General features: G+C 43.2%; 21 protein-coding genes. 2 read left to right on the top strand and 19 right to left on the bottom strand.

The features are described from left to right. Window positions 1-82: 82 nt before the first annotated feature. From BO219_RS02905 to yneA, 5 genes are all read right to left on the bottom strand, one after another. Complete coding sequence (locus BO219_RS02905) at window positions 83-295, bottom strand: YneF family protein (protein ID WP_003398951.1); 213 nt, start codon at window positions 293-295, stop codon at window positions 83-85. A gap of 119 nt (window positions 296-414) precedes the next feature. After that, the gene (gene tkt, locus BO219_RS02900; protein WP_077428337.1) at window positions 415-2418 is read right to left on the bottom strand and encodes a transketolase; all 2004 of its coding nucleotides are present in this window, start codon (window positions 2416-2418) and stop codon (window positions 415-417) included. A gap of 145 nt (window positions 2419-2563) precedes the next feature. After that, window positions 2564-2794, bottom strand: coding sequence for a DUF896 domain-containing protein (locus BO219_RS02895; RefSeq protein WP_006318312.1), 231 nt, complete (start codon window positions 2792-2794; stop codon window positions 2564-2566). 6 nt (window positions 2795-2800) lie between these two features. After that, window positions 2801-3496: a YneB family resolvase-like protein gene (locus BO219_RS02890; protein ID WP_006318311.1), complete on the bottom strand. Its 696-nt coding sequence runs from the start codon at window positions 3494-3496 to the stop codon at window positions 2801-2803. 15 nt (window positions 3497-3511) lie between these two features. Continuing rightward, window positions 3512-3814, bottom strand: coding sequence for a cell division suppressor protein YneA (yneA, locus tag BO219_RS02885; protein WP_041638408.1), 303 nt, complete (start codon window positions 3812-3814; stop codon window positions 3512-3514). 148 nt (window positions 3815-3962) lie between these two features. On the opposite strand from yneA, the gene lexA reads away from it, so the two are divergent. Beyond that, complete coding sequence (gene lexA, locus BO219_RS02880) at window positions 3963-4580, top strand: transcriptional repressor LexA (RefSeq protein ID WP_041638409.1); 618 nt, start codon at window positions 3963-3965, stop codon at window positions 4578-4580. Between the two features lie 48 nt (window positions 4581-4628). Here lexA and glnA read toward each other — a convergent pair whose 3' ends face one another. The 4 genes from glnA to hflX all read right to left on the bottom strand — a co-directional run bounded on the left by glnA (window position 4629) and on the right by hflX (window position 9058). Continuing rightward, on the bottom strand, window positions 4629-5963 hold the full coding sequence (glnA, locus tag BO219_RS02875) for a type I glutamate--ammonia ligase (RefSeq protein ID WP_077428336.1): 1335 nt from the start codon (window positions 5961-5963) through the stop codon (window positions 4629-4631). A 54-nt stretch (window positions 5964-6017) separates the two neighbouring features. Then, window positions 6018-6422 (bottom strand): MerR family transcriptional regulator, encoded by a 405-nt coding sequence (locus BO219_RS02870; protein ID WP_077428335.1) that lies wholly within the window; start codon window positions 6420-6422, stop codon window positions 6018-6020. Window positions 6423-6522: 100 nt separating this feature from the next. After that, a complete protein-coding gene (locus BO219_RS02865; RefSeq protein WP_077428334.1) occupies window positions 6523-7791 on the bottom strand; it encodes a methionine gamma-lyase family protein in 1269 nt (422 codons plus the stop codon). 13 nt (window positions 7792-7804) lie between these two features. Beyond that, entirely contained in the window at window positions 7805-9058 is a 1254-nt protein-coding gene (hflX, locus tag BO219_RS02860; RefSeq protein WP_077428333.1) for a GTPase HflX, read from the bottom strand. Between the two features lie 145 nt (window positions 9059-9203). On the opposite strand from hflX, the gene BO219_RS02855 reads away from it, so the two are divergent. After that, window positions 9204-9812 (top strand): trimeric intracellular cation channel family protein, encoded by a 609-nt coding sequence (locus tag BO219_RS02855; protein WP_012575107.1) that lies wholly within the window; start codon window positions 9204-9206, stop codon window positions 9810-9812. Window positions 9813-9847: 35 nt separating this feature from the next. Here BO219_RS02855 and BO219_RS02850 read toward each other — a convergent pair whose 3' ends face one another. From BO219_RS02850 to mutL, 10 genes are all read right to left on the bottom strand, one after another. Next, window positions 9848-11002 carry a thiolase family protein gene (locus tag BO219_RS02850; RefSeq protein WP_077428924.1) on the bottom strand — a complete coding sequence of 385 codons (1155 nt, stop codon included), beginning with the start codon at window positions 11000-11002 and terminating at the stop codon, window positions 9848-9850. A 14-nt stretch (window positions 11003-11016) separates the two neighbouring features. Continuing rightward, window positions 11017-11862: a 3-hydroxyacyl-CoA dehydrogenase family protein gene (locus tag BO219_RS02845; protein ID WP_006318296.1), complete on the bottom strand. Its 846-nt coding sequence runs from the start codon at window positions 11860-11862 to the stop codon at window positions 11017-11019. 11 nt (window positions 11863-11873) lie between these two features. Further along, on the bottom strand, window positions 11874-13481 hold the full coding sequence (locus tag BO219_RS02840; RefSeq protein ID WP_077428332.1) for a long-chain fatty acid--CoA ligase: 1608 nt from the start codon (window positions 13479-13481) through the stop codon (window positions 11874-11876). Then, the gene (locus BO219_RS02835) at window positions 13444-14547 is read right to left on the bottom strand and encodes a CaiB/BaiF CoA transferase family protein (RefSeq protein ID WP_077428331.1); all 1104 of its coding nucleotides are present in this window, start codon (window positions 14545-14547) and stop codon (window positions 13444-13446) included. Before BO219_RS02835 ends, BO219_RS02840 begins: the two co-directional genes overlap by 38 nt. An 11-nt stretch (window positions 14548-14558) precedes the next feature. Further along, on the bottom strand, window positions 14559-15701 hold the full coding sequence (locus BO219_RS02830) for an acyl-CoA dehydrogenase family protein (RefSeq protein ID WP_077428330.1): 1143 nt from the start codon (window positions 15699-15701) through the stop codon (window positions 14559-14561). Between the two features lie 12 nt (window positions 15702-15713). Continuing rightward, window positions 15714-17273, bottom strand: coding sequence for a fatty acid--CoA ligase (locus BO219_RS02825; protein ID WP_077428329.1), 1560 nt, complete (start codon window positions 17271-17273; stop codon window positions 15714-15716). A gap of 132 nt (window positions 17274-17405) precedes the next feature. Beyond that, window positions 17406-18335, bottom strand: a complete 930-nt coding sequence (gene spoVK, locus BO219_RS02820; RefSeq protein WP_004890634.1) for a stage V sporulation protein K — start codon at window positions 18333-18335, stop codon at window positions 17406-17408. Between the two features lie 116 nt (window positions 18336-18451). Further along, complete coding sequence (hfq, locus tag BO219_RS02815) at window positions 18452-18676, bottom strand: RNA chaperone Hfq (RefSeq protein ID WP_004890637.1); 225 nt, start codon at window positions 18674-18676, stop codon at window positions 18452-18454. A gap of 35 nt (window positions 18677-18711) precedes the next feature. Then, the gene (miaA, locus tag BO219_RS02810; RefSeq protein WP_006318277.1) at window positions 18712-19647 is read right to left on the bottom strand and encodes a tRNA (adenosine(37)-N6)-dimethylallyltransferase MiaA; all 936 of its coding nucleotides are present in this window, start codon (window positions 19645-19647) and stop codon (window positions 18712-18714) included. A gap of 102 nt (window positions 19648-19749) precedes the next feature. Continuing rightward, window positions 19750-21516, bottom strand: coding sequence for a DNA mismatch repair endonuclease MutL (gene mutL / locus BO219_RS02805; RefSeq protein WP_420807096.1), 1767 nt, complete (start codon window positions 21514-21516; stop codon window positions 19750-19752). Between the last annotated feature and the right edge of the window lie 40 nt (window positions 21517-21556).

Raw genomic sequence — 21556 nt, 5'->3', positions numbered from 1 at the left:
CTATATTTTATCAAAAAAATACAAATACGGGCAACAGCTTCTTTCCATGCTAAAAAAGACACTCGTTGTGAGTGCCTTACCTTTATTTCAACTGATTGTTCATCGCTTTCATCATTTGGTTGATCTTTTTTTGCGATGGCGTCATACCCATTTGCATCATCATCATTCGAATCATTTGTTCATTAATCGGTGGATTTTTCTTTAAGTAGTTCATCATTGTTTTACGCGCGATAAAAAATCCGAGCGCAACGCCAGCAGCAAGCGCTACAATGCCTACTAAAATCATTTCCCACATATTTTTTCCTCCTTCATGTTGTCTACATTACACTATACTAAACAATAATGGTTTGTACAATATGTTCAGTAAAAAATCTTCGTTCGATAATAAAACGGGGAGCACATCTCCCCGTTTTATTATTTACTTAATAATGCTTTGACTCGCGCTACAACGTTTTCTACTGTAAATCCATATTCTTGCATAATTTTTTCACCAGGTGCTGAGGCCCCAAAGCGATCGATAGCTAAAATATCTCCTTCGTCACCTGTATAGCGTTCCCAACCAAGCGACGCGCCCATTTCAATCGCAAGACGTTTTTTCACATGCTTTGGAATGACGCTTTCTTTATATTGCGCTGATTGCGCTTCAAAACGGTCCCACGAAGGCATACTTACAACCGAAACATGAATTCCTTCATTCGCTAACGCTTTTTGTGCCTCTACTGCTAGGCTAACTTCTGAACCAGATGCTAGCAACAGGGCTTGTACTTCTCCTTGAGCTTCAGAAACAACATACGCTCCTCTTTTCACTCCTTCATACGCACGCTCTGCTGTTGTCGCTAGCGTAGGAAGGTTTTGACGTGTCAACACAAGCGCTGTCGGACGATCCGTAGATTCTACCGCTAACCGCCATGCAGCTGCTGTTTCGTTCGCATCTGCCGGACGAATGACGCATACATTTGGCATCGCTCTTAATGAAGCGAGTTGTTCAATTGGCTCATGCGTTGGACCATCCTCACCAACAGCAATGCTATCGTGCGTAAATACATATGTGACAGGCAATCCCATAAGTGCAGCAAGTCGAATCGCTGGACGTAAATAATCTGAAAAGACGAAGAACGTACCACCGTACACTTTTACACCGCCATGGAGCGCCATACCATTTAACGCTGCGCCCATCGCAAATTCACGTACACCAAACCAAATGTTACGACCTTCATAACTTCCAGGTAAGAAGTCTCCTGCTCCTTTAATCAACGTTTTATTTGAACCTGCTAAGTCTGCGGATCCACCTAAAAATTGTGGCACAACTTTTGCGATAGCATTCAATACTTCTCCAGAAGAAGCACGTGTTGCCAGATTCTTCCCTTCAGCATATACAGGCAACGCTTTTTCCCAACCTTCAGGAAGTTTACCTTCAATCGCCATTTTTAGCTGTTTCGCTAAATCTGGATATGCTTTTTCATATTCAGCAAATAAAGCATTCCACTCAGCTTCTTTTTTCTCTCCGGCTTCTTTAACTACTTTTTCAAAATGAGCATATACTTCATCTGGAACGTAAAAATCTTCTTCAAACGTCCATTTATATGCTTCTTTTGTTAACTTAATTTCATCTTTACCTAGCGGAGCGCCATGTACATCTGCTGTTCCCGCTTTGTTTGGTGAACCATAGCCGATTGTCGTTTTTACTTCAATTAATGTCGGACGTTCTAAATCTTTTTGAGCTTCAGCAATAGCTCGGGCAATTTCCTCGATGTTATTGCCATCTTCGACACGAATATATTGCCAGCCATACGCTTTGAAACGCTGTTCTACACTTTCTGAAAACGAAAGATGTAATTCGCCGTCTAGCGAAATATCATTCGAATCATAAAGAACGATGAGGCGGCCGAGTTTCAAATGCCCCGCTAACGATGCAGCTTCTGCCGAAACCCCTTCCATTAAGTCGCCATCACCACAAATGGCATATGTAAAGTGATTGATCATTTCGAACTTATCTTTGTTGTACGTAGCTGCTAAATGACGTTCTGCCATCGCCATTCCAACAGCCATCGCAATTCCTTGTCCAAGCGGACCAGTTGTTGCTTCGACACCTGGGGTATGACCGTATTCTGGATGTCCCGGTGTTTTACTTCCCCATTGACGAAACTGCTTAATATCTTCCATCGTGACGTCGTAACCACTTAAATGGAGCAAGCTATACAATAGCATTGAACCGTGCCCTGCTGACAGCACAAAGCGATCGCGATTAAACCACTTTGGATTGCGTGGGTTATGATTCATAAACTTCGTCCATAGTGTGTACGCCATCGGTGCTGCGCCCATCGGCATACCCGGATGACCGGAATTAGCTTTTTCGATAGCATCAATGGACAACGTACGAATCGCCGCAATCGATAATTGTTCAATAGAGTGTGTCATCGTCTTCATCCTTTCATTTGCAAACATGTTCATCTTTTATGATATAGAAAAGTGCGTAAAATGTACAATGCTTCACAACATTTTTTTTGACAAACTGACGAAAAAAGAGAACATCTATACTCGTATGTTCTCCATGATAGGCGTATTAATGCAGGCGTTTTTTCTTACTATCCTTTAATTTTTGGGGAGTGACATCGTTTCCGTTCGGATCAATGACTTTCACGGCATGCAACGTTTCGATCATTGACGCACGAAACGCCGCAATATACTCTGTACGAAGTTGGAGTTGCTCTTGTTTTTCTTCGTCCGTAAGACCTTCCATTTTTGCTTTTTTAGCTAATGCATTAATTCGTGCAATTTTTTCAGAAGATAACATTCAACCTCATTCCTTTGTATTGATTTTTTTGCTCGTATCATCATACAAAAACTTTTCTTTGTTGACAAGTTGTTCGTGTTCTTTGTATCGCCGATGAACAGTCGCTTTAGATACATCATAACCAAATGAACGAAGCGTAGCCGCAATTTCTGTAAACGTTAAGCCATTTTGGCGTAAACGAACAATATCTTCAATCGGCACATCTTTCCGATCGCGTCCAGCGTGTTCACCAATGTTGCGCAAATTGTTTTCTGGACGATATCCGTTTTGGACAGCTCGTTGCATACCGCGTTTAATTTTTAAATTATGTATCTTTCTTTGGTATTCTTCAACAATACTAATAATCTCTAACACCATCGAGTCTGCTTCTGATAATTGAAGCTCCCCGCGATGACTTACCGTATAGACGCGAATCCCTTCCTTTTGTAAACAACGAAGAAGAGCAATTTTTGCATTTCCTCGTCCAAGTCTTGTTTCATCTTGAACGAGAACGACGTCGATGCGATGTTGTTTCATCGTATCAAGCAACTCCATAATTCCTTCGCGTTCAATGTCGTAACCACTTGCCTGTTCTTCAATGATCTTGATCACATTCATTTCGTATTCCTTAGCAAGTTGCTGAAGCTCTTCTTTTTGTCTTTGCAGCGATGTTTCTTGTGCCTCTTTTGTCGTACTTACACGACAATAAATAATCGCGTTCATCCGTCATCCCTTTCTTTATGGTTTATTAGCAACAAGCTGATTTTCGCTATTTGATTTTAACACAGGAATGACAATTTTCTCACCAACGATCAATCGATCGTCTGAACGTTTATTCACTTTCATTACCCATTCAATGAACTGTTGCCGTGACAATTGATGTTCATGTTTATATTGCTCTGCAAGCTCCCATAGTGTATCGCCAGCTGATACCGTAATCTCCACATATTTTTCTTTATCAACAGATTGTGTGACATGCACAAATGCCCATACAAACAAAAAGCTAAATAAGATCATTATTACATAATGTATTTTGCTCATCAAACCTACCCCCTTAGAACATTTGTTTGTATTTATGATAACGAGAACTTTTGTTCGTGTCAACTATTTTTTCGAACTTATGTTTGTGTTAACATGTGAATTTATGTTATAATATGGACAAAGATTGAATAGGAAGAGGTGTATAATAGTGGGAAAATTATCAAAACGACAACAACAAATTTTGGACTTTATTAAACAAGAAGTGCGCACGAAAGGGTATCCACCATCAGTAAGGGAAATTGGCGAGGCAGTTGGTTTAGCTTCAAGTTCTACCGTTCACGGACATTTAGCTCGTTTAGAAAGCAAAGGGTTCATTAGACGTGATCCAACAAAACCTCGCGCCATTGAGATTTTGGACGAACATGAATCCATCCCGAGAACAAATGTCATCAATGTCCCAATTGTTGGAAAAGTCACAGCCGGACAACCAATTACTGCAATTGAAAATATTGAAGAATACTTCCCCCTCCCAGAACGGTTCGTCTCACCAGATGATCAAGTATTTATGTTGCAAATTGTCGGAGAAAGCATGATTGAAGCCGGTATTTTAGACGGAGACTACGTAATCGTCCGTCAACAACAAACAGCAAATAACGGGGATATCGTTGTAGCGATGACGGAAGATCATGAAGCGACAGTAAAACGGTTTTTTAAAGAAAAAGATCATATCCGTTTGCAGCCTGAGAACTCTTCAATGGAGCCAATCATTGTCCAAAACGCTACAATTTTAGGGAAAGTCATCGGTGTATATCGAACTATTCATTAAGAAAGAAAAAGAAACGGAAAAAAGCTAACGGAAAAACCGTTAGCTTTTTTAGTAAAGGCTCATATATTGTTCACGTTCCCACGGATGCACAGCTGTACGGAACATATCCCATTCAATTTCTTTCGCTTCAACAAAGTGTTCGAATAAATGTTTACCGAGCGCATTAACAATTACTTCATCCGATTTTAAGTTTTGGAGCGCTTCTACTAATGTCGCAGGTAAGTCAACAATACCTTCCTCTAAACGCTCCTCTTTTGTCATCACATAAATGTTGCGATCGACTGGCGCAGGTGGCGTCAACTTGTTTTTAATTCCATCTAGTCCGGCCGCCAATAATACAGCCATGGCCAAATATGGATTAGCTGCAGGATCCACACTACGCACTTCAATTCGTGTGCTCATGCCGCGCGATGCTGGGATACGAATAAGTGGGCTACGATTACGTGCCGACCATGCAACGTAACAAGGTGCCTCATATCCTGGAACGAGACGTTTATATGAATTTACTGTTGGGTTCGTTACCGCTGTAAAGTTTGGCGCGTGTTTTAACACACCTGCGATGAACTGTAATGCTGTTTCGCTCAGTTGTAATTGACCATTTGGATCAAAGAAAGCATTTTCACCATTTTTAAAGAGCGATAAGTTACAATGCATACCAGATCCGTTTACACCAAAAAGTGGTTTTGGCATAAATGTCGCGTGCAAACCGTGTTTACGTGCAACAGTCTTGACGACAAGCTTAAATGTTTGAATGTCATCACACGCTTTTACCGCATTTGCATACTTGAAGTCAATTTCATGTTGCCCTGGCGCAACTTCATGGTGAGACGCTTCAATTTCGAATCCCATCTCTTCTAATTCTAATACAATATCCCGTCGGCAGTTTTCTCCTAAATCGGTTGGTGCTAAGTCAAAGTAACCGCCATTATCGTTTAACTCTAATGTAGGCTCTCCTTTTTCATCTAACTTAAACAAGAAGAACTCTGGCTCTGGCCCTAGGTTGAACTCTGTAAATCCGAGCTCCTCCATTTCTTTTAGTACACGTTTTAAGTTGTAACGCGGACACCCCTCAAACGGTGTACCATCCGGATTATAAATGTCACAAATAAAGCGTGCCACTTTTCCTTTTTCAGCTGTCCATGGGAAAATAACGAATGTATCTAAATCTGGGTACAAGTACATATCTGATTCTTCGATGCGAACAAATCCCTCGATCGATGATCCGTCAAACATCATCTTATTATCGAGCGCTTTTTGTAGCTGGCTCACTGGAATTTCTACGTTTTTAATCGTGCCGAGAATGTCAGTAAATTGCAAGCGAATATACTTTACATTCTCTTCCTTTACAATACGAAAAATGTCTTCTTTTGTGTACTTAGCCATACATATTCCTCCCCCAAAAATGAAAAGATCATTTATGTTAAAAACATAAATCCTTTAATGAAAAAAACGAGCGATATCGCCTTGACGAAGTGAAGCGCGATTAAAGCGACCTGCTTGCATCAGCTCGGCACGCAAAAGTTTGCGCAACTCCGCTTCCGACAAATCTTGCTTCATGACTTTCGGCGCAACAGGTGGCGTTGCTTCAGCGTGTTGTTGCTGACGTGAAGCAAAAATTTGTTTAATTCCCGCCAAATTAACCCCTTGCTCGATTAGATCTTTAATTTCAAGCAACCGATCCACGTCATTAAACGAGAACAACCGCCGATTACCTTCTGTCCGTGCAGGTGAAATAAGACCGTGTTCTTCATAATAGCGAATTTGTCGCGCTGATAAATCTGTTAACTGCATAACGATACCGATAGGAAATAACGGCATGGAGCGACGAATGTGACTATTCATGTCGACCCCTCCTTACGTAATACGTATTTTTATTTTATTATATGTTAGTTTATATGTCAATGACACGTTACATCTTATCACATGTTTTTTTCTGAAAATTTTATAATTGAATCAACTGTTTTTCAAGCAACTGATCAATCGCCATGCAAACAGCGATTTTGACATGTGAGTACGTTAGTCCCCCTTGGACGTATGCAACATATGGAGGCCGAATCGGGCCATCGGCGGATAGCTCAATGCTTGCACCTTGTACAAATGTCCCTGCCGCCATAATGACGTCATCCTCATAGCCTGGCATATAGTTCGGGTATGGGGTGAAATGGGCATTGACTGGTGATGCAAATTGAATCGCCTGACAAAATGCAATCATTTGTTCTGCATCATCAAATTGCACCGATTGAATTAAATCTGTACGTACTGCATCCCACGTTGGATACGTATTCATTCCAATCCGTTCGAGCATCGCTGATGTGAAAACCGCCCCTTTTAACGCTTGTCCAACAACATGCGGAGCTAAGAAAAAACCTTGATACATTTCTTGCAAACTATATAAAGAGGCGCCTGCCTCCCCCCCGATTCCCGGAGATGTCATGCGGTACGCACACATCTCGATACATTCGCGTTTACCAACGAGATATCCTCCCGTTTTTGCTAATCCGCCACCTGGATTTTTAATAAGTGAACCCGCCATTAAATCGGCACCAACATGGCACGGCTCTTGGTTTTCCACAAATTCTCCGTAACAGTTATCAACAAACACAATAACGTCTTGTTTGATTGCTTTGACAAAATCAATCATCTCTTTTATTTCGGCGATAGTGAACGATGGTCGAGGATCGTACCCTTTCGAGCGTTGAATACCAATCATCTTTGTCCGTTCGTTGATCGCCTGTTTGACCGCTACGAAGTCAACTTTTCCTTCTGGAGTGAGCGGTACACTTTGATAGCCGATATGAAACTCTTTTAACGAGCCGATACCTTTGCCACGAATGCCGACAATTTCTTCGAGTGTATCGTACGGTTTGCCAGTGATGTATAAAAGCTCATCGCCGGGGCGCAAAATGCCAAATAAGGCAATCGTAATGGCGTGCGTACCGGAAATGATTTGCGGACGAACGAGCGCCGCTTCCCCACCGAATACGTCCGCATACACTTTTTCAAGCGTATCACGTCCGATGTCATCATAACCATATCCCGTTGATGGAATAAAATGAGCATCGCTCACTTGATGGTGACGAAAGCTCTGCAAAACGCGATATTGGTTATAGTCGATCCGCTCTTCAATTGCCCGATGAACCGGTGCAATTTGTACTTCAACTTCTTTGACGAGCGCTTCAATTTTTTCTCCATGAGTTAAATGTTGAAACATAAAACAACCCTTTCTATTTTTGATATGTTCTTAGTTGTGCTAAAAGTGGATGTTCCGGCAATAAATAGCCGCTACACTCGTACATACCACTTTGTTCATTGAAATACATATGTTGTACAATTGTTTCTGCTTTTAGTTGTGCAAGCAATTTTCCTGCAAACGACGGAATCGCTACATTATAATGTTCCATCGCCTCTATCATTTTTTGTTCAATAAAATGGCGCAAGGTTTGGACGTCTTGTTCATGAAAGGCACTCACTAACAAATAGTCCGTTTTCGGGCTTGGCACGAAGCTCGGAAGGACGATGTCGCGTTTATTATACACGGTAGCAATTGGAATAGATGTCGCCTCCAACTCCTCAAGCAAGCGGTAAACAGTTTGTTCATGTTGAATATAGTCCGGATTGGACGAATCGACAATATGTAAAATCAAATCAGCTTCTTTCACTTCTTCTAACGTCGAACGAAACGCTGCAACAAGCGTTGTCGGCAAGTCTTGAATAAAGCCGACCGTGTCCGTCAACAGCGCGGTGTAGCCGCTTGGCAGCACAAGTTTTCTAGTGAGCGGATCTAACGTAGCGAACAATAAATTTTCTTCCAACGCATCTGCGTTCGTTAGGCGGTTAAAAAGCGTGGATTTTCCAGCGTTTGTATAGCCGACGAGCGCAATTTGAAACACAGCATTTTTTTTCCGTCGCTCACGATACCGTTCACGATGTTCGACGACCGCTTTTAGCTGCGCTTTAATTTCATCGATGCGACGGCGAATATGACGACGATCCGTTTCTAGTTTCGTTTCCCCCGGTCCCCTCGTTCCAATTCCACCACCTAAACGAGAGAGTTCTACACCTTGCCCGCTTAACCGAGGCAAGATGTATTGTAACTGAGCAAGCTCAACTTGCAATTTCCCTTCTTTTGAACGGGCTCGGCTTGCGAAAATGTCTAAAATAAGCTGCGTCCGATCAATGACACGCACGTTTAATACCTTCGTTAAGTTGCGGTTTTGGCTTGGTGACAATTCATCATTAAAAATAACAACATCTGGTTCAAACTGTTCAATAAGTCGAACAAGCTCTTCCACTTTTCCTTTACCAATATATGTAGCCGGATGGATCGTGTCCCGCTTTTGCGTAAGCTGGATAACGACTTTACCGTTTGCCGTATGAGCGAGCGAAGAAAGCTCTTCCATTGAATACGAAAACCGCTCATCATCGACATGTGGTAATTGACACCCAACAATAATCACTCTTTCTTGTTCTTTTTGCATATTTTCCCTCTTTCCTGTTGAACGTCTGTTCTCATCATAACAAATCTTATGTAAAAGTGCTATGACTGAAAAATGAGCATTGATTTTTTCGTATTTTACACATAAAATTTTAACGTGATGTTACATGATAGAAAGGAATGCAACGATGACTTGGGAAGTATTAAGTATGATTGGCACCATCGCCTTTGCGATTAGCGGAGCCATTGTTGCTATGGAAGAAGAATACGATATTTTAGGTGTGTATATTCTCGGAATTGTAACTGCATTCGGCGGCGGTGCTGTACGCAACGTATTAATTGGTGTACCTGTATCGATCCTTTGGCAGCAACAAACTCTTTTTTTGATTGCGTTTATTGCGATGACGATTGTCTATTTGTTTCCGCAAAAAATGCTACCACATTGGCAGCGGTGGGGGAACTTTTTTGATGCCCTCGGTCTTTCAGCGTTCGCTATTCAAGGAGCGCTATATGCTGTTCAAATGAATCGTCCGTTGAGTGCAGTCATTGTCGCTGCTGTATTGACCGGGAGCGGTGGGGGAATGATCCGCGATGTATTGGCGGGAAGAAAACCGCTCGTATTACGGGATGAAATTTATGCTGTGTGGGCCATTGTCGCTGGCATTGCAGTCGGAACCGGGATCGCACATTCTTCAATTAGTTTGTACGTATTGTTTGTTATTGTTGCAACATTGCGCATTTTATCGTATACATATAACTGGAAATTGCCAAATAAATCGTTGAAGGCAGGAAACTGAAACCGGATGTCTCGATGGAAACATCCGGTTTCTTTTTATTCTTCCCACCGTTCGATGATGGTCGCAGTGGACATGCCGTGCCCGATGCAAATCGTTAATAAGCCGTAGCGCCCCTTTCGTCGTTCGAGTTCGTGAACGAGCGATGTCATCAGTTTCACGCCCGTTGCGCCGAGCGGATGGCCTAAAGCGATAGCACCACCGTTAACGTTCACTTTCGAAAGGGGAGCACCGATTTCTTTTTGCCAAGCGAGGACGACAGGCGCAAACGCTTCGTTAATTTCGACAAGGTCAATATCATCAATGGTGAGGTTTGCTTTTTGCAACACTTTTTTCGTCGCTGGAATGACACCGTCAAGCATATATGTCGGGTCGGAGCCAACGACCGTTTGCGCGACGATTTTTGCTTTCGGCTTCAAGCCGAGGCGAAGCGCTGTTTCGCGCTCCATCAGTAGCGTCGCCGCAGCACCGTCGCTCATTTGACTTGCGTTTCCAGCCGTAATTTTTCCGTTTGGTTTAAAGACCGGCTTCAATGTCGCCAACGCTTCAAGCGATGTATCTTGGCGCGGTCCTTCGTCGGCTGTTACGATGATGTCGTTTCCATCTTTATCAAGCCCGTGGATGGGTATGATTTCTTCGGTGAAACGACCTTCCGCTTGCGCTCGAAGCGCCCGTTGATGGCTTTCATATGCATATTCGTCTAACTGTTCTCTTGTCAATCCGTATTTTTCGGCAATTAGTTCCGCAGAAACGCCTTGGTGCACAAACTCGTATTTTTCATGAAGCGATGCTGGAATCGTTCGCTCGTTTCCGTCGCTTAAAATCGGCACTTTCGTCATGCTTTCGACGCCAGCCGCAATCGTAATATTCATATCACCTGATTTAATTTCTTGCGCAGCGAAATGAATCGCTTGCTGTCCCGACCCGCACATTCGGTTGATTTGCACCGCCGGTACTTCCACCGGAAAGCCTGCCTCTAATGCTGCTAGCCTCCCGATATTGTAGCCTTGTTCGCCAATCGGCGTTACGCATCCCATCACGATATCTTCGATCAGCTGTTTTTCAATCCCCGCTCGTCTCACGACTTCATCGAGCACCACAGCTGCTAAGTGAACAGGATGTTTGTCGCGAAACACCCCGTTTCGCTTGCCGACAGGGGTGCGTACCGCTTCGACAATCACGACTTCGCGCATATCTTTCCCTTCTTTCATTCGTATGTGTAAAATCCTTTGCCTGTTTTTCGACCGAGATGCCCCGCTTCGACAAGTTTGCGAAGCGTTTGTGGTGGACGGAATCGGTCGCCATACGCTTCTGTCATATTTTCACTCACAAACAACATCGTATCTAACCCGACTAAATCGGCAAGTTCTAATGGCCCCATCGGGTAATTCAGCCCGAGGCGAATCGCTTTGTCAATATGCTCGGCGGAAGCAACTCCTTCTTCGTACATGCGAATGCATTCAATCATATGCGCCGCAAGCGCTCTTGTTGTCACAAATCCTTGCATATCTTTGACAACGACTGTTTCTTTGCCGATTTCTTCGGACAGTTGTTGAATCACTTCGATCGTTTGTTCGGATGTTGCCACGCCTTTGACGATCTCAATGAGCTTCATGACTGGCGCTGGGTTAAACCAATGCATGCCGACGACTTGGCTCGGACGTTTAGTCGCTGCAGCAATCGCCGTGACGCTTAATTCTGACGTATTTGTCGCCAAAATTGCTTCTTGTTTCGCATAGCGGTCAAGCTGTTCAAACACTTGTTTTTTGAGCGGCAAATGTTCTGGCACCGCTTCGATGACAACGTCCGCTTCTTTTACTGCTTCTTGCAAATTCGTTTCGGTTTGGATGCGGGCAAGAATAGCCGTTGCTTCTTGTTCTTGTAGTTTACCAGCCTTTACAAAGCGAGCAAGGCTTTTTTGAATCGACTGCATTCCTTTTTCAAGCGCTGCTTCGGAAATATCGTATAAATAAACCGTTTTTCCGCCCATCGCTAGCGACTGGGCAATGCCGCTTCCCATTAAGCCAGCACCGATGACTGCAATTGTTTGCATCGCTACTCCCCCTATTGAACATTCGTGAAATAATCGCGCAATTGTTCGCGCAATTTCATTTTTAAAAATTTTCCGACACTTGTTTTCGGAATTTCGTTCATAAAAACAATCTCATCCGGCAGCCACCATTTCGCAAATTGCGGACGTAAAAAGTCGTATAGTTCCTCTTTTGTCACATGTTTTCCTTCTTTCACTACCACGCAAGCGATCGGTCGCTCTTGCCATTGCGGGTGTGGCACCGCCACAACGGCAGCTTCAAACACCGCTTCGTGTGCCATCAAGGCATTTTCTAAATCGACAGACGAAATCCACTCCCCACCGCTTTTAATGACGTCCTTTGTCCGGTCGACGATTTTAATAAATCCTTCCTCATCGACGGTGACGACATCTCCCGTATATAGCCAACCATCGCGAAATGCGTCTTTGCTTCGCTCATCGTTGTAGTATTCGTCGGCAATCCACGGACCGCGCAAGCATAGTTCGCCCATTTCTGTTCCGTTCCACGCTACTTCGCCGTCTTTGCCAATCACTTTCATTTCTACCCCTGGCACAAGAAATCCTTGCTTTGCGCGAATGTCCAATTTTTCTTCGTTCGATACATGCTGCTGGTAGCTTTTTAGACGCGATAAAACGACAAGCGGACTCGTTTCCGTCATGCCGTAGGCGTGCACGAACGGGATGCCGTATTTTTCTTCAAAGGCGCGAATCATTCCTTTTGGCGCTGCTGAACCACCGCATAAAATGCGCGTCACACTGCGTAAATCGTACGTGCCTTTTTCCAACTCATTCAATAAGCCAAGCCAAACGGTCGGCACACCAGCCGCAAGCGTCACTTTCTCTTGTTCCATCAGTTCGGCCAATAGTTTCGGCGTAAACGCTGCGCCCGGCATAACAAGCGTCGTCCCGAACCAAACCGCCGCAAACGGCAAGCCCCACGCATTCGCATGAAACATCGGCACGACTGGCAACGCCACATCCGATTCCGACAGCGCCGCGCTATCGGCAAGCCCTAGCGCCATGCTATGGAGAACGATGCCACGATGGGAGTATAACACGCCCTTTGGATTTCCAGTTGTTGCGGACGTATAGCACATCCCAGCAGGGCTATGCTCGTCAATGTCTTTGACAAAGGAAATCGGCTCGGCTTGTTGTAGCAATTCCTCATAATGATAAACAGGCGCAAGCGTCGTCTCCGGAAGCGTGGGGTCATCGGTCATAATGATAAACGCTTCGACATTTATTTCGTCTTTCACTCGTTCAATGAGCGGCAGTAGGTCGTCGTCAATCAATAGTACGCGGTCGTTGGCGTGATTAATAATATAGGCGATATGTTGTGGCGACAGGCGAATGTTAATCGTATGCAACACCGCCCCGATGCCTGGAATGGCAAAATACGCTTCTAAATGGCGATGATGGTTCCATGCAAACGTACCGACGCGGTCTCCTGTATGGACGCCAAGTGTTCGTAATGCGCTCGCAAGCTTTCTCGTCCGTTCGCCAATTTCTTGATACGTGTGGCGGACAAGCCCGTTCTTCATCCGCGAAATGACTTGTTTTTTCGGAAAAAACATTTCTGCCCGTTCAAGCATTGTCGCAATATTTAATGGAACGTTCATCATATGCATGCACTCCTCCATGTTCGTTTAGCTTTGGTGCTTTTGTACGTTTTGTAAAAAAATGTTCGTCATAACGAGTCGCCACTTCAATTTGGTCATTGTCGATATGAATCATTTTTCGGTACGCGTTATTTGCAAACCACGTTTTCGCTTCATCCGTTTCGAATACCGGCGTTAAGCAACAATCGACTTGCTCGGCAAACGCAATCCATTGTTGGAACGTTTTTGTGCGAAACAACTGCTTTATTTCTAGAAAGAGAGGATTGTCGTCACAAGCTGCCGATAAATGTCCTTCATACCATTCTGGCTTTTCGACTGCGCCACAAAAATTGCGCCAAAAGTGTGCTTCCAGCGCGGCAAGCGCCATATAGCGCCCGTCTTTCGTTTCGTACAAATGATACGACACAACCGTTCCAGCTAATACAGGAATCCCGTTTTTTTGCCCCGTATAGTGTTCTACTACAAAATGGTTTGTCATCATTGAAAGTAAGCCGTCGACAAGGGCAACGTCTATATAACGCCCTTCTCCCGTCCGCTCCCGGGCATACAAAGCAGCGGCAACTTGTTCGACGACATGCATGCTCGTAATGAGATCGGCAAGCGTGATCGTCGGGTGAATCGGACGGCCGTTGTCGTCTTTGAGTTGTGCTAAGACACCGGTCAGCGCCATATAATTTAAGTCATGACTCCCAAACGACGCATACCGGCTATGTTGACCGTAGCCACTAATCGAACAATATACGATCGATCGGTTGAGGGCGGATACATCTTCATAGCCAAGCCCAAACTTTTTCATGACACCGGGGCGGAAACTTTCGATAACGACGTCTGCTTCGCGGATAAGCTGTTGCGCGATTTGAACATCTTGCTCGTCCTTCAAATCGAGCGCGATGCTTTTTTTATTTTTATTGTTCGCGTCAAAAAGGTAATCATCGGCTAACTCCCGCATTCGATCGCCTGTTTTCGGCTCGATTTTGATTACTTCCGCCCCTAAATCCGCTAAGCGAAGACTCGCAAACGGACCGGGGAGATAATGGGAAAAATCAATCACTTTTATTCCAGCAAGCAACAAAATCCCCCCTAAAGCCCAAGATGTTTCGCAATGATCATTTTCATCACTTCATTCGTTCCGGCATAAATGGCGCTCACCGGAATATCGCGGTAACGTCTGGCAATCTCGTATTCTTCCATATAGCCATAGCCGCCATGAAGCTGCATCCCTTCCGAAGCAACACGCTTTGCCATTTCTGTCATCCACCATTTCGCCATCGATACGTTTGCTACGACGTCTTTGCCTGCGATATGCTGTTCGATGACATCATCAAGAAACGCGCGCCCTAACGCAATTTCCGTCGCCATTTCCGCAAGCCGAAATTGGACGGTTTGAAATTGGCTAATCGTTTTCCCAAACGCCGTACGTTCTTTCACATACCGCTTCGTTAAGTCAAACATCACTTCTGCTGCTGTTTGTGCAGCAATCGCAACAATGAGCCGCTCTTGTTGCAATTTTTCCATTAAATAGTAAAATCCTTTTCCTTCTTCTCCAAGTAAGTTTTCCACCGGAACTTTCGCGTCGCTAAAAAATAACTCCGCTGTATCTTGGGCATGCAATCCGACTTTTTCGAGCTTCCGACCGCGTGTAAACCCCGGTGTTTCTCGCTCTACCACAAGCAAACTAATTCCTTTATGCGGCGGGTTCGCACTCGGGTTCGTTTTGCAAACGACGAGGACTAAATCCGCATGAATGCCATTTGTAATGAACGTTTTTTGCCCGTTGACGATATAATGGTCACCTTGTTTCACCGCCGTTGTTTGGATACCTGCTAAATCAGAACCTGCGCCTGGTTCGGTCATCGCAATGGCGGTGATGAGTTCTCCAGATACACACCTCGGTAGCCATTTCTTCTTTTGTTCTTCTGTGCCGTACGAGGCGATATACGGAACGACGATATCGTTATGCAAGCCGATGCCGACAAGGCTAGACCCTACTTTTTCTAACTCTTCATTGATAACGACTGAATAGCCGAAATCGGCACCAAATCCACCGTACGCTTCATCTACCCACGGACAAAGAAATCCGTTCTCCCCCATTTTCCGCCAAAACTCCCGTGGAATGATTCCTTGTTTTTCCCATTCCGCATAAAACGGGTACGCTTCTTTTTGCAAAAACTTTCGGAACGCCTCCCGAAAAATGTGATGTTCTTCATGCAAATATGTTGCCATGTTGTCCCCACCTTATGATTGCGCCATTTTTTTCATTTGTTCACGCAATAAAAACTTTTGAATTTTTCCGCTCGCATTGCGTGGCAGTGCCTCGACAAAATAGTACGCGCGCGGTCGTTTGTACGGAGCGAGCTTGTCGCTTTGTTTACAAAACTCCTCTAATTGTTCGGCGGTAAGCTGTTGGTCTTTTTTGACGACGAAAGCAACGACTTTTTCTCCCCATAGCGCATCTGGCTCGCCAAGCACTGCGACATCAAGCACGTCCTCATGTTCGTAAAGCACGTCTTCTACTTCGCGCGGATAGACATTTTCGCCGCCGCTAATAATCATGTCATCGACGCGGTCGGCCACGTATAAATAACCGTCTTCATCCATATAGCCTAAATCGCCAGAATGATACCAGCCTTTATACATCGCTTTTTCGGTCGCATCTTCACGGTTGTAGTAGCCAACCATCATGCATGGACCTTTAACGATAATTTCGCCAACTTGTCCCGGTGGCAAGATGTCGTCTGGGTCGGATGGACCGTCTTCGCGCGGTTTGACGATGCGAATTTCATGGTTTAAGCACGCACGCCCAGCAGATCCGGCTTTCGTTAACTGCTCATCTTCGTACAAGAACGTCACAGCTGGTCCCATTTCCGTCATGCCGTACGCTTGGATTAAATCAATGCCTAACCGCTCTTTGCATTCTTTCACAAGCACTGGCGCCATCGGAGCGGCTCCGTATAGACCGATGCGAAGCGACGATAAATCATAATCGGATAATTTTTCTTGCAAGAGCATATTCCACATCGTCGGTGCGGCAAATAAGATGGTAATTTGTTCTTGTTCGATGACCGTTAATACTTGTTTCGGGTCGAAATGATGAACAATTACGTTTGTTGCGCCAGCATGGACGCGTGGAAGGAAGCAACAATGCAATTCTGCGCAATGGAACATCGGTGCGGTGACAAGCCCTCGCTCTGTTTCGCGAATGCGCATGACCGAATTGCAAATTAAACTTTGTTCGATCATGTCGCGGTGGCGATGCAACACTCCTTTTGGGCGCCCTGTCGTGCCGCTTGTATACATAATCGCATACAAATCATTTTCGAAAACGTCGATGGCTGGAAGTTCGTCGCTTGCACATTGGATTTGTTCGTGATAAGAAACAGCATATGTTGGCACTTGCCCGTCAATGATCCAAAAAGAAATGTGTGGAAATTCATGATGAATGGCTGTGATTTGTGGTTCGACTGCTTGTTCAAATAGCACGATTTTTGGGGTAGCATCCGCTAAAATGTAAGCGATTTCTTTTGGTCGCAAACGAAAATTAATCGGATTGAAGACAGCGCCGATTTTGGCGCACGCAAAAAAAGCAGTCGCCAGTTCTGCCGTATTAAATAGCACAGTCGATACACGGTCTCCTTTTCGCACACCCGCTTTTAAGAAAGCGTTTGCAAGTTTGTCCACTTCTTTTGCCCATTGTTTGTACGTGTAGCGAAGGCCTGTACGAACATCAACGAGCGCTTCTTTTTTCGGGAACTTTCTTACCGTCTGTGTGAACACTTCACCAATCGTTAAATACAAAACAATCCCTCCCTTATATTTTTATATCGATATAAATAATATTTTTTATTTTCAGATTATTTATATTCTACAAATAAAAAAGAAACCCTTCTTTACTCACATAAAAAAAATAGGAAAGGCCCCCTTTCCTATTCATTCAACAACTAGGTCACGTTCACGTATAATCATTAATTCTTTTTTATCGTAACGCCCTTCGTGCAACAGACGTACCGCTTGTTTTCGAATTGCTTTTTCAATCAAATTTCGAATGTAACGGCCGTTGCTAAATTTTCTTTGATATCCGTCGGCTAATAGCTGCTCAATATGTTCACGTAGCTTTCGTTCTGCTTCATTAGTAAGCTCGTATTCTCTTATATGAAGCATTTGTTTTGCAATTTGTACAAGTTCCTCTGCTGTATAGTCAGGAAATTCAAGTATTAACGGAAAGCGTGACGGCAATCCTGGATTTAAAGATAAAAAATAGTCCATTTCGGCTGGATATCCTGCTAAAATAACGACTAAGTCATCAGAAAAATCTTCAATTCCTTTTACTAACGTATCAATCGCTTCTTTTCCAAAATCTTTCTCCCCTCCACGCGCAAGGGAGTATGCTTCGTCAATAAATAAAATACCTCCACGTGCTTTCTTAATTAAGTCACGTGTTTTATTGGCGGTATGACCGATATATTCGCCAACTAAATCCGCACGTTCTGCTTCAATAAAATGTCCTTTAGATAACACATTCATTTCTAAAAATAACTTACCAAGAATACGAGCAACTGTCGTTTTCCCAGTCCCGGGATTCCCTTTAAAAATCATGTGAAGAGACTGTTTATTTCCCTTTAATCCATTTGCTTGACGTGCTTTATTAATGTATAACCATGCGTAAATTTCTTTAATTAATTTTTTCACTTCACTTAGTCCAACTAACTCATCTAGTTCCTTCTGAATCTCTTTCAATACTGCATGTTGATGATAATCAATGCGATTCGGTGTTTCTTCTTTCGGTAAATAATTAACGTTTTTCGCATTAAGCACGATATTAATTTGACTTTTTGTTTGCTTCATCGTCAACTCTGACAAGGCAACGTCACCTCTCCTTCATCGTTGCTTCTTTTATCAATATACGCTACCATCGCCCATTTCGTGACAAATGCCTAACGAAAAAATCGCCCACCGATATAGGTGAGCGATATATCTTACTCAATCTCAATTTTTACGTTTTTTTGTGGTGCAAATGTGGAAATGGCATGTTTATAAATTAATTGTTGTTTTCCATCCACTTCTAACAATACTGTGAAATTGTCAAATCCTTTCACTAACCCACGCAATTGAAATCCATTTAGCAAAAATACAGTAACCGTTGTTTCTTCCTTCCGCAATTGGTTTAAAAACTGATCTTGAATGTTTATCGTGTTTTTCATTGCTTCGTCCTCCTCTTTTTCTCTCTACATTACGTTTACATATTCGACTGAAAGTGAAACTTTCCTTCTATGTAATGCAAAATTTCACTCACTCGTCTTTCAAATATTGTATCATCGGTCATGTCAAACCATTGAACAGGCATTTGATTTCGGAACCATGTGAACTGACGCTTTGCGTAGCGACGAGAGTTTTGTTTCAATTGTTCGATTGCCTCTTTCAGCGTAAGCATCCCGTCAAAATACGCATATAACTCTTTATAGCCGATTGCCTGAATTGCTTGACAGTCACGTAAACCTTGTTTATATAATCGTTTCACTTCTTCAATCAACCCTTGATCAATCATTTGATCTACTCGTTGATTAATACGTGCATATAGCTTCTCTCGTTCCATTGTCAATCCAATAAGTGCTACGTTATATACCAGCTGACGTTTTTGCTCTTTCAGCCATTCTGTCATTGTTTTTCCTGTACAATGATAAATTTCTAACGCACGAATGACACGACGAACGTTATTCGGATGAATGCGTTCTGCACTTAAGGGATCAATTTGTTTCAGTTGTTCATACAACTCATCAGGTGAACAACGTTCAAGTGACTGGCGATACAAGTCGTTAGAAGGGGCGTCTGAAAATTGATAATCGTAAATAACAGATTGGATATATAGCCCTGTACCACCAACGATGATCGGAAGTTTTCCTCGTTTCGTTATATCTTTAATAAGTGAACGGGCAAGCGTCTGAAACTCTGCCACAGAAAAAGATTCATGCGGCTCCTTTATATCTAATAAATGATGTGGAATACCTTCCGTTTCTTCTTGACGAATTTTAGCTGTTCCAATATCCAATCCTTTATATACTTGCATCGAATCGCCATTAATAATTTCCCCGTTTAAGCGTTTCGCCAATTGTATACTCATTTTCGTTTTCCCTACAGCCGTTGGACCGATTAACACAACGACTTTCTCTCCCATAAAATACCACTACTTTCCATTCTAATTCACATTCATCTATTATAGACAAACAATATGCATTTTATCATTTCATTTTGAAAAAATGTGAAAAAACATCCATTTTCACATGACGCGTTTAAACATTTTTTCTAATTCATACGTAGAAAAATGAATAATAATTGGGCGACCGTGCGGACATGTAAACGGATCGCTCGTTTTTCGCAACGATTCGAGCAACGCAAATATTTCATCGTTACGCAAAAATTGATTCGCTTTAATCGACTGTTTGCAACTCATCATGATGGCAGCTTTTTCCCTTAGTTGCTTCATATCCACTTTTTTCATCTCTAATACTTGCTTGATCATTTCCTCGATAATTGCTACTTCTTCCCCTTTCGGAAACCATTGGGGATGAGAACGAACAATAAAACTGTTATGACCAAACGGCTCTAAAAACACACCACAAGCAGCTAATTGATCACGGTAACTTTCAATAAGTACATACTCACTTGATGAATAAGTAAGCGTCAATGGGATAAGCAACGGCTGTAATTCATTTGTAACGGTTGCTAGTTTTTCACGAAAGTATTCGTATTTAATTCGTTCTTGGGCAGCATGTTGATCAATAATATATAGCCCGTTTTCATTTTGAGCTAAGATATACGTCCCGTGCATTTGGCCAATCGGATATAATGGCGGAATGCGTTCTTGATCCATCTCTCCTGTTACATGTTCGCTTGGAACAACGGATTCTACATCAAGCGGCTTGACATCTTGATCACGAACACGTTCGTCACTTTTCTCCAACACGATTCGCTCTTCTGTTTTCTTTTCTTGATCACGATATATCTCCGTTACACGTGGTGACATCGTATTTGATTCTTTCACGATATGTTCAAACGAAAACGTTTGTTGTTCTGCTTTCGTTTTTTCTACTCGCGGTGCCGTTACCTCAGGAATTAACGTCTTTTTTTGAAATGATTGGCGAATCGTTTGTTGAACAAGCTCGTTTAACTCGGCTTCTTTACTAAAACGCACTTCCAATTTTGCTGGATGAACATTCACATCTATAAGAAGCGGATCCATCATAATATTTAAAAAGGTAATCGGATGCCGTCCAATTGGGAGAAGCGTATGATATCCTTCTTCAATCGCTTTATATAACGAATAGTTTTTAATATACCGTCCATTTACGATCGTCGTCATATAATTCCGAGACGCACGCGTCACCTCAGGTAAAGCAACGTAACCGTCAATTGTAAAATCGAGCGTCTCCGCATGAATCGCAATCATTTTTTTGGCGACATCCAATCCGTAAATCGCTGCCAATACTTGCCTTACATCCCCATTTCCGTTCGTATAAAACAGTTGTTTTCCGTTATGTGTTAACCGAAATGAAATATGCGGATGTGCAAGCGCTAGACGATTTATCACATCAACAACATGACCAAGTTCCGTATGAATGGTTTTCATATATTTTAGACGCGCTGGCGTATTGAAAAATAAATGAGAAACGGTAATATCTGTTCCTTTTCGACTGCTTGTCCGACCATGCTGCACAAGTTCTCCGCCTTTTAAAACGAGCCACGTCCCTGGTCCTTCACCGGTACTCGTCTTCAATTCTAAATGTGAAACGGAAGCAATGCTAGGCAACGCCTCTCCTCGAAAGCCGAGCGTACGAATGCGAAACAAATCTGCCTCATCTTTAATTTTGCTTGTTGCATGTCGTTCAAACGCTAAAAAACAATCTTCCTCCTCAAAACCATCTCCATTGTCAACAACACGAATTTTCGCTAATCCCGCTTCTTCTAATTCCACTTCAATAATCGTGCTATGAGCATCAATCGCATTTTCAATAAGTTCTTTCACGACAGAAGCCGGGCGCTCCACAACTTCCCCTGCCGCAATTTTATTCGCTAACGCATCATCA

Source organism: Anoxybacillus kestanbolensis (assembly GCF_001996285.1).
In the GTDB taxonomy this organism is placed as follows: domain Bacteria; phylum Bacillota; class Bacilli; order Bacillales; family Anoxybacillaceae; genus Anoxybacillus; species Anoxybacillus kestanbolensis_A.
The sequence above is the reverse complement of the archived record's forward strand: the minus strand, read 5'-3'. Positions and strand labels throughout refer to the sequence as shown.

Excerpts from the sequence above, each read along its gene's own strand:
- tkt (WP_077428337.1), bottom strand. The coding sequence starts at position 2,418 with ATGACACACTCTATTGAACAATTATCGATTGCGGCGATTCGTACGTTG.
- BO219_RS02890 (WP_006318311.1), bottom strand. The coding sequence starts at position 3,496 with ATGAACGCGATTATTTATTGTCGTGTAAGTACGACAAAAGAGGCACAA.
- hfq (WP_004890637.1), bottom strand. The coding sequence starts at position 18,676 with ATGAAAAACACGATAAACATTCAAGATCAGTTTTTAAACCAATTGCGG.
- BO219_RS02840 (WP_077428332.1), bottom strand. The coding sequence starts at position 13,481 with ATGATGAACGTTCCATTAAATATTGCGACAATGCTTGAACGGGCAGAA.
- BO219_RS02845 (WP_006318296.1), bottom strand. The coding sequence starts at position 11,862 with ATGCAAACAATTGCAGTCATCGGTGCTGGCTTAATGGGAAGCGGCATT.
- BO219_RS02855 (WP_012575107.1), top strand. The coding sequence starts at position 9,204 with ATGACTTGGGAAGTATTAAGTATGATTGGCACCATCGCCTTTGCGATT.
- miaA (WP_006318277.1), bottom strand. The coding sequence starts at position 19,647 with ATGGGAGAGAAAGTCGTTGTGTTAATCGGTCCAACGGCTGTAGGGAAA.
- glnA (WP_077428336.1), bottom strand. The coding sequence starts at position 5,963 with ATGGCTAAGTACACAAAAGAAGACATTTTTCGTATTGTAAAGGAAGAG.
- BO219_RS02905 (WP_003398951.1), bottom strand. The coding sequence starts at position 295 with ATGTGGGAAATGATTTTAGTAGGCATTGTAGCGCTTGCTGCTGGCGTT.
- BO219_RS02870 (WP_077428335.1), bottom strand. The coding sequence starts at position 6,422 with ATGAATAGTCACATTCGTCGCTCCATGCCGTTATTTCCTATCGGTATC.
- yneA (WP_041638408.1), bottom strand. The coding sequence starts at position 3,814 with ATGAGCAAAATACATTATGTAATAATGATCTTATTTAGCTTTTTGTTT.
- BO219_RS02865 (WP_077428334.1), bottom strand. The coding sequence starts at position 7,791 with ATGTTTCAACATTTAACTCATGGAGAAAAAATTGAAGCGCTCGTCAAA.
- hflX (WP_077428333.1), bottom strand. The coding sequence starts at position 9,058 with ATGCAAAAAGAACAAGAAAGAGTGATTATTGTTGGGTGTCAATTACCA.
- BO219_RS02850 (WP_077428924.1), bottom strand. The coding sequence starts at position 11,002 with ATGCGCGAAGTCGTGATTGTCGAAGCGGTACGCACCCCTGTCGGCAAG.
- BO219_RS02830 (WP_077428330.1), bottom strand. The coding sequence starts at position 15,701 with ATGGCAACATATTTGCATGAAGAACATCACATTTTTCGGGAGGCGTTC.
- BO219_RS02895 (WP_006318312.1), bottom strand. The coding sequence starts at position 2,794 with ATGTTATCTTCTGAAAAAATTGCACGAATTAATGCATTAGCTAAAAAA.